We start from the raw sequence: 12,051 nt of genomic DNA, 5'->3' as shown, positions 1-12,051 counted from the left end.
GGGCCGGCGCATGCTGGAGCTGTCGATTCTGGGTTTCCTCTACGAAGAGCCCCTGCACGGCTACGAGCTGAAAGCACGCATCCAAGCCCTGAACGGCCACATCCGTCCGGTGAGCGACGGCGCGCTATACCCGGCCATCACACGGCTGGTGAAGGCAGGTCTGATCGAGCAGCGCACCGAGCCCGGCAGCGGTGCCGCACACCGCCGGATCCTGTCCCTCACCGAGGCCGGCCGTACCGGCCTGCTGGCTCGCCTGGGGAACCCCAAGGACGTGGAGATCACCGACGGGCAGCGCTTCTTCACGTTGCTCGCGTTCCTGCGCCATCTTCCGGACCGTGCCGGGCAGGCCGCCGTTCTCCGCCGCCGTCGGGCGTTCCTCGACACGCCGTCGAGTTTCTTCTACCGCGACGGTGAGCCGGTGCGAGCCGAGGAGGCGCCGGACCTGTTCCGGCAGGGCATGCTGCGCATCGCCCGTGCCACGGGAGCCGAGGAGAGGAAGTGGCTGGAAGAGGCGATCGGCAGCTTGGAGGGCTGAGCGGGATTCGGCGACCTGTGCGCTCCCGCTAGGGTCCTGCCTGACCAGGGTTCCGGAAGACGAAGGCGGAGTGATGTCGGTCCTGATCGACACGGTGGCTTGGGTGCGGGTCGAGGACGGCAGGATTCTCTGCGCGCGGCCTCGCGGGAAGGACGTCTTCTACGTTCCCGGCGGCAAGCGGGAAGGCGCGGAGACCGACCTGGAGACCCTGCTGCGCGAGATCAAGGAGGAGCTGACCGTGCTCCTCGATCCGTCCACAGCGGTGCACGTGGGCACCTACGAGGCCGAGGCGCCCGGCCTGCCGGTCGCCACCGTGGTGCGCATGAGCTGCTACACCGCGGACTACGAGGGGACGTTGTCGGCGAGCAGCGAGATCGAGGAGACGGCCTGGTTCTCGTACGCGGACCGTCCTCTGGTGCCGCCGGTCGACCAGCTGCTGTTCGACGACCTCAAGGCCAGCGGGGAGTTGGCCTGAGGCTGTGCCGAGTCCGGCCGGCGGAGCGCCCGGGCGCCGGTGTTCCCGAGTGCCACCGCCGCTGACGTCCGCGTGTGTGGCGCCCGCGGTCAGCCTCCGGGGGTCGGGCGGTGTCGTGCCGGCAGGCTGGTGATCCGGGGGTCGGGCGGTGTCGTGCCGGCAGGCTGGTGATCCGGGGGTCGGGCGGTGTCGTGCCGGCAGGCCGGTGATCCGGGCGTCGGGCGGTGTCGTGCCGGCAGGCTGGTGATCCAGGGGTCGGGCGGTGTCGTGCCGGCAGGCTGGTGATCCGGGCGGACCCGGCGCCTTCGCGGGCAGCGAACAGCTCCGCGTCGAGCGCGGCGACGATCTGCCGCCGGGCAGCCGCGAAGGCGCACCCGCCGCGGGCGACCCGCCGCCGGGCCGCCGCGCCCGCGCCCGCGGACCGTCGGCGATGGGCGGATTACGGGATGCCCGATATCGGGTATCTCCCCATCAAACCCATGAAACAGGGTGTGGGTGTCTTCCTGGGGTCTGGGAAGTGATCGGTGTGTTCGACGCCGTGGGCGACTGCGCCGAGTGGACCTTCGCCGCGGAACCGGGCGCCGCCCGGGCCGCGCGGGCCGCTGTCCGCGGCCGCCTGCGCACCTGGTGCCTCGACTCCCTCGGCGACCTCACCGCCCTGCTGGTCAGTGAGTTGGTGACCAATTCCCTGTGCCACGCCGCCGGCCCCATCGGCGTCCGCCTCGTGCGTACCGCCGGCCCGGGCGACGTCCTGCTGGTGGAGGTCTCCGACCCGCTCCCCGACCTGCCCCTGGCGCGCGAGGCGCGCGCCGAGGACGAGAACGGCCGTGGCCTGATGCTGGTCGCACTGACCTCGCGCCGCTGGGGTACCCGGCCCTGCGCGAGCGGAAAGACGGTGTGGTTCGAACTGGCCCTGCCGGGCTGAGGGCGCGTACGACCGGCCGGAACGGGCCGGAGCGCGTCCCCGGACGCTGTACGGCCCACCGTGCCCTGTCCACCGGCCGGTTCGCGTCAGTGACCGCCGCCCGCGGGTGGGATTCGAGGACCTGTCGGCTGGTTAGAAGACTTGAAGTGTTCTCGGAGCCGGGACCGAAAACCGTCGGGACCGTGCTGTGATCGTGAACACCGTGTTGTAAGGGGCCGTAGTGCTGGATACTGCGGGCAGCCGCCGCCGGTGACCGGTGCCGGAGGCGGTGAGCTGGAGGGGACGGTTCGCGTGAGCGAGATACCAGCGAAGGCCACGGAGTCGGAGGACCCGTCGGACGGCGCGAGGGCGAGGACCGCGGGCGGTTCCGGCGCGTCCGCGACCCGTCGCACGACGGGCGGGCCGGGGCTGTCCTCCTTCGGTGACGCGAGCCGGGACATGGGCCTCGGGGACGTGCCGCCCCCCGGCGACGCCGTGTGGCAGAGCAGCCCGCCCGGCTCGATCTACGACTACATCAAGGTGGCGTCCTTCTCCATCGGCCCCGACGGGCTGGTCGACCAGTGGAGCCTGCGCGCCGAGCAGATCTTCGGCATCCCGGTCGAGCGCGCCGTGGGCATGGATCCCATCGAGGCCTTCGTCGACTCCGATCTGCGCGAGCGGGGCCACCGCAAGATGGCGGAGATCCTCGACGGGCGGGAGTGGACCGGCGTGGTCCCCTTCCGGCTGCGCGGGTCGGTCCGGGGAACGGGGGCGCGGGAGGGCCTCGCCGAGGTCTACGTCATGCCGACGCAGACCGAGGACGGCGAGAAGGCCGCCGTCTGCATCGTCGTCGACGTCCGCACCCTGCGGAACATCGAGACCGATCTCGCCGCGTCGCAGGCGATATTCGGCCAATCTCCCTTCGGCTTCCTGCTGATCGACACCGACCTGCGGGTCCGCCGCGCCAACCAGCGGTTCGCCTCCCTCTTCGGCGGCTCACCCGACGAGCACCGGGGCAAGGGCGTCCACGACTACCTGCCGCGCTCGGAGGCCGAACGGGTCGCCGCCACCCTGCGCCGGGTCCTGGAAACCGGCGACTCCATCACGGACATGCACGTCACCGGCTTCCTGCCGGGCTCCGACGAGCGCCGCCACTGGTCGGTCAACCTCTACCGCGTGCACAGCGGTTCGGGCCGCCCGATCGGCATCGCCTGGCTGGGGATCGATGTCACCGCCCGGCGCGCCGCCGCCCGCGAGGCCGCCGCCGCGCGGCGTAACCTGGCCCTGCTGAACGAGGCCGGCGCCCGCATCGGCAACTCCCTCGACCTGGAGACCACCGCCCGCGAACTCCTGGACGTCGTCGTCCCCGGCTTCTGCGACCTCGCCACCGTCGACCTCTACCAGGGCCTGCTGGCGGGCGACGAGACCCCGCCCGGCCTCGCCGACGGCAGCGCCCAGCTGCGCCGGGTGGCCTTCGCCAGCGCCGTCTCCGACGCGCCGTTCGCCGGCACCGGGGCGCCCGTCGCTGTCGGCGCGGTCCACCACTACCCGTTCAACTCCCCCTGCGCGGACGCCCTGCGCACCGCCCGCACGAAGTTCGTCCCCGCCGAGGAGGGCGGGCTCGTGCAGTCCACGCTGGCCGTGCCGATGGTCGCGCACGACACCGTCGTCGGACTCGCGCAGTTCGCCCGGACCAAGGGCAGCGAGCCCTTCGGCGACCGGGACCGGGACCTCGCGGTCGAGCTGGCCGCGCGGGCCGCCGTCTGCATCGACAACGCCCGCCTGTACCGGCGCGAGCACGAACGCGCGCTGATACTGCAGCGGTCGCTGTTGCCGCCGGGTGACCCGGTGGCCGCGGGCCTGGACATCGCGTGCCGCTACCTGCCCGGCAACTCCTCCTCCGACCGGCCCACCGAGGTCGGCGGCGACTGGTTCGACGTCATCGAACTGCCGGGACACCGTACGGCGTTGGTCGTCGGCGACGTGATGGGACGCGGCCTGCGGGCCGCAGTCGCCATGGGTGAACTCCGTTCCGCGGTCCGCACGCTGGCCCTGCTGGACCTCGAACCGGCCGAAGTACTCAGCGCGTTGGACGAGATCGCGCGCGGGCTCGGCGCCCCGGGCGGCGTCCAGCAGGCCACCCGCGCCGCCCGCCGCCCCCGTGAGGCCGACCTGTCCGAGGTCTACCTCGCCACCTGCGTGTACGCGGTCTACGACTCCGTCACCCGCCGCTGCACCTTCGCCAACGCCGGCCACCTGCCTCCCGTGCTGGTCGAACCCGGCGAGGCCGCGCTCATGCTCGACGTGCCGCCGGGCATGCCGCTCGGTGTCGGCGGCGAGCCGTTCGAGGAGGTGGAGGTCGAACTGCCCGAGGGCGCCCTCCTCGCGCTCTACACGGACGGCCTGGTCGAATCGCGCGACCACCCGCTGGACGAGGGCCTGCAGGCGTTCGTCGGGGCCCTCACCGACCCCTCCCGGCCGCTGGAGGACGTCTGCGACCACATCCTGCACACCCTCGACACCCACCACGGCGAGGACGACATCGCCCTGCTGATGGCCCGCGTCCAGGGCCTGCCCGCGGAGTCGGTCGGCGACTGGACGCTGCCGCGCGAGCCGCGCAGCGTGGGCCGGGCCCGCGAGTACGCGCGCGGGCAACTGCTGTCGTGGGACCTGGAACCGCTCGTCGACACGACGGAGCTGCTCGTCAGCGAACTGGTGACGAACGCGCTGCGCTACGGCGAGGGCGAGATCAGGCTGAGGCTGCTGCTGGACCGCACCCTGGTCTGCGAGGTCTGGGACTCGGGCCTGGTCCAGCCGCGCCGCCGCCGCGCCCGCGACACCGACGAGGGCGGCCGGGGCCTGCAACTGGTCGGCCTCCTCAGCGCCGCCTGGGGATCCCGCCGCACCCCACGCGGAAAGACGGTGTGGTTCGAACTCCCCCTGCCGGACGGGGAAACCGGCCTGACAGACCCGGCAGAGGCCCTCCTGAGCCTCTTCTGACCGCCCGTCACCCAACCCGCCCACGAACGCCACCGCTGAGCACACGCGGTGGCCACACGGGCGGTCGGGCGGCGGGGCGCGGCACGGTCGCGCCGGGTGCCGGCCGGCAAGGGCTACCGGGGCTGTAGGGCGCCGTGGCGTGCGCGGGTCCGGGGCCCCTGCACGCCGGGCGTGTGCCGGTACGGAAACCCGCCTGCGGACCGGCGGCGCTGTCCGGCGGCGCTGTGCCGACGCGCGGCAGAACGGCCGCACGGCCAGAGGGCCGAATGCCGGGTGCTGGGTGGCAGGGGCCACCGGGGGCGCGGGTGACTGGGGCTGTGGGGTGCCGTGGCGTGCGCGGGTTCGGGGGTGCCGCACGCCGGGCGTGTGCTGGTGCTGACAGCCGCCCGCGGTCGGGCGGCGGTGAGTCGGCGTGGTGGCAGGGTTGTCAGGTGGCGGTGAGCCGATATGGCGGCCGGACGGTTGGGTCGGGTGCCGGGTGCCGGTGGCAGGCCACCGGGGGCGCGGGTGACCGGGGCTGTGGGGTGCCGTGGCGTGCGCGGGTTCGGGGGGCGCTGCACGCCGGGGGTGTGCTGGTGCGGACAGCCGCTTGCGGTCGGGCGGCGGTGAGTCGGCGCGGCGGTCGCACGGTCGGACCGGGTGCCGGGTGCCGGGCGGCAGGGGGTGCCGGGGCCGCGGGCTACCGGGGTCGAGGGCCACCGGGGGCGCGATTCACCCGGGGCGCGGGTTACCGGGGTCGTGTGGTGCCGTGGCGGGCTCGGGTTCGGGGGCCGCCGAAGGCCGGGGGTGTGCCGGTGTCGAGGAGGACGCCGGCGAGGACGGCGTCGGTGAGGTCGTTCGCGTGCCGCATCGCGTCGCGGGCGCGGTCGCGGGCGTCCTGTTCGGCCAGATCAAGGGCGCTGCGGGCCAGCGACTCGGCGGTGAGGAGGCCCGGGGCGTCCGCGACGAGCAGCCGCTGCGCCTCCGCCAGCCGGGTGCGGGCGGTGCCGCCGACGGCTCCCCGGTGGGTCGCGACGAAGCAGGCCGCGGTGTCGGCGGCGTCACGCGCGACGAGCAGCGCGGCGGCCGACAGCACCCCGGCCCGGCCGGCGCCGAGCGGCACCACCGCCCGCACCACGCGCCGCAGCGCGTCCAGGGGGTCGTACCGGCCGGAGGCCACCTCCTCCCGCACGTCGGCCAGGACCCCGTCGGCCCGCGCGGTGTCCGCCCCCGCCTCCCGCGCCTCCGCGAGCTCCGCCTCCGCGCCCGTCAGGGCGGCCGGCAGCAGGTCCTCGGCCCTGGACAGGGCGGCCGCGCGCTGGTCGACCGCGGTCAGCAGGGTGGCGGCCTGCGCCGTCGCGCCCTCCGCGGCGCGCAGGTCGCGGGCCGCCGGGCCGCCGCGGCCGAGGTCGGCCGCCTGGTGCGCCCGGTTGAGCCGCGACGTTGCGAAGAACAGCCGGTCCGTGGCCTGTTCGGCGTGACCGGTGACGGCACGGGTCGCGGAGGGCGCGTACCGCCCGGTGAGCTCCACCAGCGTCGCCTCGGCGGCCGTGGCGCCGCCGGTCAGCTCCCGGAAACGGACCTCGGCGATCCCCAGCGCCCCGCCCACGCCGCCGTCCGGACCGCGCAACCGGTCGAAGGCGTCGGCCTCCGCGTCCAGCCGTCTCCCCGCCTCCTGGCACCGGCCGACGATGCCCGCCAGAATGTGCCGCCGGGCCGGCTCGTCCTCCGGCACGCCGTCGTCGTACCGCTGCCGCATCCGGAAGGCGGCCGACAGTTCGGCTTCGGCGTCCCGCACGGCCCGCGCGAACGGTGCCACCGCCGCCGCCCCGGACAGGGCCTCGGCGAAACCGAGTTCCTCCCGGCAGACACGCACGCAGTCGTCGGCCTCGGCCAGCAGCGCCGCCGCCCGCTCCTCCAGCTCGGGCAGCGGCGGCGCGGCGGCGGGCGCGGCGCCGGTTCCGGGAGCCGTCGCCGTCCGCGTCCGGGCCCGCCGGGTGTGCCGTACATAGCCGAATCCGGCCAGCACTCCCACCGCGCCCCCGATGGCGAGCGGCAGCACCAGGTCGGTCGTCGACGCCTCGTCGGCCGACCGCGCGGCGGCGGACGCGGCGGGGCGGTGCTCCGCGCGGGTGGCCGGCGCCGCCGCGCCGCCGTGGGCCGTCATCCCCGGCAACGCCAGCCACACCATCCCGGCGAACCCGCCGAGCACGGTGTGCAGCACCCGCACGGATATGTGGGAGGCCGCGCGCCGCGGCCGGCCCCGGATCAAGGACGATGTCACCTTTCGGAGCGTATGAGGCGGAATGCGTACGCGCGACCGGGGGCGGGCCACCAGGGCCACCAGGGCCACCGGTGCCTCCGCCGGTGCCGCGCCCTACGCCGGGTGCACGGCGACGGCGACGGAGACGGCGACGGAGGCGGACCAGCAGACCGACCGGCGGGCGGGGAAGACTGGGTGTGGTGAGCCGTATCCGAGAGCACGACACCCCCGCCGCCCTCGCCCCTCTCGCCCGCGCCGCGCTGGGCCCGCACCGGGTCCTCGTCGACGTGGTGCGCCTGCGCGGCGGCACGAAGAAGGGCGTCCACCGCCTCCTCTTCGACGACGACTCCACGGCCGTCGCCTACGTCTGGTCCGCCGACGAGGACTACTGGGACGCCGGTCCCGCCGACCCGCACGACCCCTTCTCGCACGCCACCGGCCTCGCCCTCCTCACCGCCGCGCACGAGCGCCTGGCGCGAGCCGGCGTCCGCACGCCCCGCCTGCTGTACGCCGACGCCACGCACACGCACCTCGCGGCGGACGCGGCCGTCGTCGAGGACGTGCGGGGCGGCAGCCTGGAGGAGGCGCTGCGGCGCGACCCGCACGCGGCGGACGCGACGCTCCGGCGGCTGGCCGGCGAACTGGCCGCGCTGCACGCCCGGCAGGGGCCGGCCTTCGGCAAGGTCGCCCAGGTCGACAACGGCGGCCTGCCGAAGGGCGGTTCGTGCGAACGCGTCGTCATGGACCGCGCCCTGCACGACATCGAGGAGATCGCCGACCGGGAGCCGCGGGCCGCCGCGGCACGCAGCCAACTCGCGCACGCCGTAAGGAACTTCGCCGCCGCAGTGGGCCCCCGCGCCCGCCACACCCTCGTACACGGCGAACTCGGCCCGGACCACGTGCTGGTGCCACCGGACGGCGACCCGGTCCTGATCGACATCGAGGGCCTGATGTACTTCGACGTCGAGTGGGAGCACGTGTTCCTGCGGCTGCGCTTCGGCCCGCACTACGACCCGCTGCGCGTGCCCGGTCTGGACGAGGACCGTCTCCGTCTCTACCGCCTGGCCATGCATCTGTCCCTGGTCGCGGGCCCGCTGCGGCTCCTGGACGGCGACTTCCCGGACCGGGCGCCGATGCGGGCGATCGCGGAGTGGAACCTGCTGCGCGCCCTGGCCCTTGTGGGACGATGATCGTCGGCTGGTGCGGATTCATGGGGGGTCTGTTCCTCCAGAACCTCGGCCTCCGGCCCGGTCGCCGTGCCGGCGACGCTACGACGAAGACCTCCTCCTGATCTTCGACCCCAGCCACACCAGCGGGTCGTACTTGCGGTCCACGGCCCGCTCCTTCAGCGGGATCAGCGCGTTGTCCGTGATCCTGATGCCCTCGGGGCACACCTCCGTGCAGCACTTGGTGATGTTGCAGTAGCCGAGGCCGTGTTCGTCCTGGGCCGCGCGCTTGCGGTCCAGGCCGGTCTCGGCGGCCGCGTCCAGCGGATGCATGTCCAGTTCCGCCACCCGCATCAGGAACCGCGGGCCGGCGAACGCCGGCTTGTTCTCCTCGTGGTCGCGCACGACGTGGCAGGTGTCCTGGCACAGGAAGCACTCGATGCACTTGCGGAACTCCTGCGGGCGGTCCACGTCCTGCTGGAACATGCGGTACTCGCCCGGGCCGACGCCCTCCGGCGGCACGAACGCCGGGACCTCGCGCGCCTTGTGGTAGTTGAAGCCGACGTCCGTCACCAGGTCGCGGACCACCGGGAAGGCACGCAGCGGGGTGACGGTGACGGTTTCCTCACGGTCGAAGACCGACATGCGGGTCATGCACATCAGCCGGGGCCGCCCGTTGATCTCCGCCGAGCACGAACCGCACTTGCCCGCCTTGCAGTTCCAGCGCACGGCCAGGTCCGGGGCCTGGGTGGCCTGCAGGCGGTGGATGACGTCGAGGACGACCTCGCCGTCGTTGACCTCCACCCGGAAGTCCGCCAGGCCGCCGCCCTCCGCGTCGCCCCGCCACACTTCGAAGCGGGCCTCGTAGCTGCTCATTCGTACAGCTCCTCTTCGGCGAGGTACTTGACCAGCTCCTCCTTGTCGAAAAGGGCGAGCAGGTCGGGGCGGACGGGGTCGGTGGTCTCGCGGGTGAGTTCGATCCGGCCGCGCCCGGGGCCGGCTGCGGCCGCCACGGGTCCTCCCGTGAGGTCGGCCGCCACGGGTCCTCCCGTGAGGTCGGCGGCCGCAGGTTCTCCCGTGAGGTCGGCGACCGCCGGTTCGCCGGCGGGGCCGGCCAGCCGGCACAGCAGGTTGATGTTGCGCCACTTGCGGTCCATCGTCGGGTGGTCCTCGCGGGTGTGCCCGCCGCGCGACTCGGTGCGCTCCAGCGCCGCCCGCGCCACGCACTCGCTGACCAGCAGCATGTTGCGCAGGTCCAGGGCGAGGTGCCAGCCCGGGTTGAACTGCCGGTGTCCCTCCACGCCGGCCCGCCGCGCCCGCAGCCGCAGCTCCGCCAGCTTCTCGAGGGCCTGCTCCATCTCGGCCCCGCGGCGGATGATGCCGACGAGGTCGTTCATCGTCTGCTGGAGCTCCTGGTGGAGCGTGTACGGGTTCTCCGGCGGGCGTCCGTCGTCCTCGCCCGGCGCCGGGCCCTGTGCGGAGAACGGCCGCAGCGCCTCGGCCGCCGCCGCGTCCACCTGGGCGTCGTCCGTGCGCGGGCGCGCCCCCGCCGCCGCGTACTCGGCCGCGTGCCGGCCCGCCCGGCGCCCGAACACCAGCAGGTCGGAGAGCGAGTTGCCGCCGAGCCGGTTGGAGCCGTGCATGCCGCCCGCCACCTCGCCGGCCGCGAACAGCCCCGGCACCCCGCGCGCCGCCGCCGTGTCGGAGTCGACGGCGATGCCGCCCATCACGTAGTGGCAGGTGGGCCCGACCTCCATCGGCCCGGCCGTGATGTCGACGTCCGCCAGCTCCTTGAACTGGTGGTACATCGACGGCAGCCGGCGCCGGATCACCTCGGCCGGCATGCGCGTCGAGACGTCCAGGAACACGCCGCCGTGCGGGGAGCCCCGGCCCGCCTTCACCTCGGCGTTGATGGCGCGGGCGACCTCGTCGCGGGGCAGCAGCTCAGGGGGGCGCCGGTTGTGGTCCGGGTCCTCGTACCAGCGGTCGCCCTCCGCCTCCGACTCGGCGTACTTCTCCTTGAAGACGTCGGGGACGTAGTCGAACATGAACCGCTTGCCCTCGGAGTTGCGCAGCACCCCGCCGTCGCCGCGCACCGACTCGGTGACCAGGATGCCCTTCACCGACGGCGGCCAGACCATGCCGGTCGGGTGGAACTGCACGAACTCCATGTTCAGCAGCGGCGCCCCGGCGAGCAGCGCCAGGGCGTGCCCGTCGCCGGTGTACTCCCAGGAGTTCGACGTCACCTTGAACGACTTGCCGATGCCGCCGGTCGCGATCACCACGGCGGGCGCCTCCAGCACGAAGAAGCGGCCGGACTCGCGCTCGTAGGCGAAGACCCCGGACACCCTCCCGCCGTCCTTCAGCACGCGGGTGACCGTGCATTCCTGGAAGACCTTCAGACGGGTCTCGTAGCCGCCGGTCTCCTTCTTGTCCTGCTGCTGCAAGGAGACGATCTTCTGCTGGAGGGTGCGGATGAGCTCCAGGCCGGTGCGGTCGCCGACGTGCGCCAGGCGCGGGTACTCGTGGCCGCCGAAGTTGCGCTGCGAGATCCGGCCGTCCGCGGTGCGGTCGAACAGGGCGCCCCAGGTCTCCAGCTCCCACACCCGGTCCGGGGCCTCCTTGGCGTGCAGTTCGGCCATCCGCCACTGGTTGAGGAACTTCCCGCCGCGCATGGTGTCGCGGAAGTGGACCCGCCAGTCGTCGCCGGAGTTGACGTTGCCCATGGCGGCGGCGATGCCGCCCTCCGCCATCACCGTGTGCGCCTTGCCGAACAGCGACTTGCAGATCACCGCCGTACGGGCGCCCCGCTCCCGCGCCTCGATGGCGGCCCGCAGCCCGGCGCCGCCGGCGCCGACCACGACAACGTCCCACTCCTGGCGGTCGACCACGGACATCAGAAGAACCTCGGATCGTCGAAGGCGCCGGAGGCGACCAGGTACACGTACAGGTCGGCGACCGCCACGCTCACCAACGACGACCAGGCGAGCAGCATGTGACGGGCATTCAGCTTTCCCACCCACTGCCACATGCGGTAGCGCACGGGATGCCGGGAGAAGTGCCGCAGCTTGCCGCCGACGATGTGCCGGCAGGAGTGGCAGGAGAGGGTGTACGCCCAGATCAGCCCGATGTTGACGAGGAACACCAGGGTGCCCAGCCCCATGTGCCCCCAGCGGTAGTGCTCGTCCCGGAAGGCCAGCACCGTGTCGTACGTCAGGATGCCCGCGACCGGGATCGCCGCGTAGAAGAAGTACCGGTGGGCGTTCTGCAGGATCAGCGGGAAGCGGGTCTCACCGGTGTACCCGCGGTGCGGCTCGGCCACCGCGCAGGCCGGCGGGGACGCCCAGAAGCCGCGGTAGTAGGCCTTGCGGTAGTAGTAGCAGGTCAGGCGGAAGCCGAGCGGGAAGACCAGGATGATGATCGCGGGTGAGATGCCCCACCAGCTTCCGAAGAGGTCGGCGTTCGGCCCGGCGCGCATGGTCCGGCAGTTCTCCGCCAGGCACGGCGAGTAGAACGGGGAGACGTACGGCGCCGCGTAGTAGTCCGCGTTGCCGAAGGCCCGCCACGTCGAGTACACGACGAAGGCCAGCAGTCCCGCGGCTGTGGCGGCCGGCGCCAGCCACCAGCGGTCGGTCCGCAGGTGCGGGGCGTCGATGGCGGCGCGTGCGGGGCTCCGCACGCCGCCGCGGCTGGGAGGAGGTTCCGTACCAGTGGCCAACTTCTGACTCC

At 73.7% G+C, this 12,051-nt stretch carries 9 protein-coding genes; 5 read left to right on the top strand and 4 right to left on the bottom strand.

What is annotated here, in order from left to right; all coding sequences use genetic code 11:
• The first annotated feature begins 10 nt into the window (after positions 1 to 10).
• The 4 genes from ACH4ZX_RS05465 (at position 11) to ACH4ZX_RS05450 (ending at position 4,914) form a co-directional block, all read left to right on the top strand.
• Complete coding sequence (locus tag ACH4ZX_RS05465; protein ID WP_398267862.1) at positions 11 to 535, top strand: PadR family transcriptional regulator; 525 nt, start codon at positions 11 to 13, stop codon at positions 533 to 535.
• A gap of 73 nt (positions 536 to 608) precedes the next feature.
• Positions 609 to 1,010: an NUDIX domain-containing protein gene (locus ACH4ZX_RS05460; protein ID WP_398267859.1), complete on the top strand. Its 402-nt coding sequence runs from the start codon at positions 609 to 611 to the stop codon at positions 1,008 to 1,010.
• Between the two features lie 517 nt (positions 1,011 to 1,527).
• The gene (locus ACH4ZX_RS05455) at positions 1,528 to 1,935 is read left to right on the top strand and encodes an ATP-binding protein (protein ID WP_398267857.1); all 408 of its coding nucleotides are present in this window, start codon (positions 1,528 to 1,530) and stop codon (positions 1,933 to 1,935) included.
• 291 nt (positions 1,936 to 2,226) lie between these two features.
• Positions 2,227 to 4,914 carry a SpoIIE family protein phosphatase gene (locus ACH4ZX_RS05450; protein ID WP_398267854.1) on the top strand — a complete coding sequence of 896 codons (2,688 nt, stop codon included), beginning with the start codon at positions 2,227 to 2,229 and terminating at the stop codon, positions 4,912 to 4,914.
• Positions 4,915 to 5,641: 727 nt separating this feature from the next.
• On the opposite strand, the gene ACH4ZX_RS05445 is transcribed toward ACH4ZX_RS05450, so the two are convergent.
• Complete coding sequence (locus tag ACH4ZX_RS05445) at positions 5,642 to 7,177, bottom strand: hypothetical protein (RefSeq protein WP_398267851.1); 1,536 nt, start codon at positions 7,175 to 7,177, stop codon at positions 5,642 to 5,644.
• Between the two features lie 179 nt (positions 7,178 to 7,356).
• Here ACH4ZX_RS05445 and ACH4ZX_RS05440 point away from each other — a divergent pair, with 179 nt between their 5' ends.
• Positions 7,357 to 8,346 carry a phosphotransferase family protein gene (locus ACH4ZX_RS05440; protein ID WP_398267847.1) on the top strand — a complete coding sequence of 330 codons (990 nt, stop codon included), beginning with the start codon at positions 7,357 to 7,359 and terminating at the stop codon, positions 8,344 to 8,346.
• 78 nt (positions 8,347 to 8,424) lie between these two features.
• On the opposite strand, the gene ACH4ZX_RS05435 is transcribed toward ACH4ZX_RS05440, so the two are convergent.
• From ACH4ZX_RS05435 to ACH4ZX_RS05425, 3 genes are read right to left on the bottom strand one after another with little or no spacing between them, the layout of a single operon-like run.
• Positions 8,425 to 9,198, bottom strand: a complete 774-nt coding sequence (locus ACH4ZX_RS05435) for a succinate dehydrogenase/fumarate reductase iron-sulfur subunit (RefSeq protein ID WP_398267844.1) — start codon at positions 9,196 to 9,198, stop codon at positions 8,425 to 8,427.
• Positions 9,195 to 11,219 (bottom strand): fumarate reductase/succinate dehydrogenase flavoprotein subunit, encoded by a 2,025-nt coding sequence (locus ACH4ZX_RS05430; protein ID WP_398267841.1) that lies wholly within the window; start codon positions 11,217 to 11,219, stop codon positions 9,195 to 9,197. The genes ACH4ZX_RS05435 and ACH4ZX_RS05430 overlap by 4 nt, the downstream gene beginning before the upstream one ends.
• Entirely contained in the window at positions 11,219 to 12,040 is an 822-nt protein-coding gene (locus ACH4ZX_RS05425; protein WP_398267838.1) for a hypothetical protein, read from the bottom strand. The genes ACH4ZX_RS05430 and ACH4ZX_RS05425 overlap by 1 nt, the downstream gene beginning before the upstream one ends.
• Positions 12,041 to 12,051 lie beyond the last annotated feature (11 nt).

The organism is Streptomyces sp. NPDC020490 (genome assembly GCF_044335305.1).
Taxonomy (GTDB): domain Bacteria; phylum Actinomycetota; class Actinomycetes; order Streptomycetales; family Streptomycetaceae; genus Streptomyces.
Note: the sequence above shows the minus strand (reverse complement) of the source record. Positions and strands in the feature narration are given on the sequence as shown.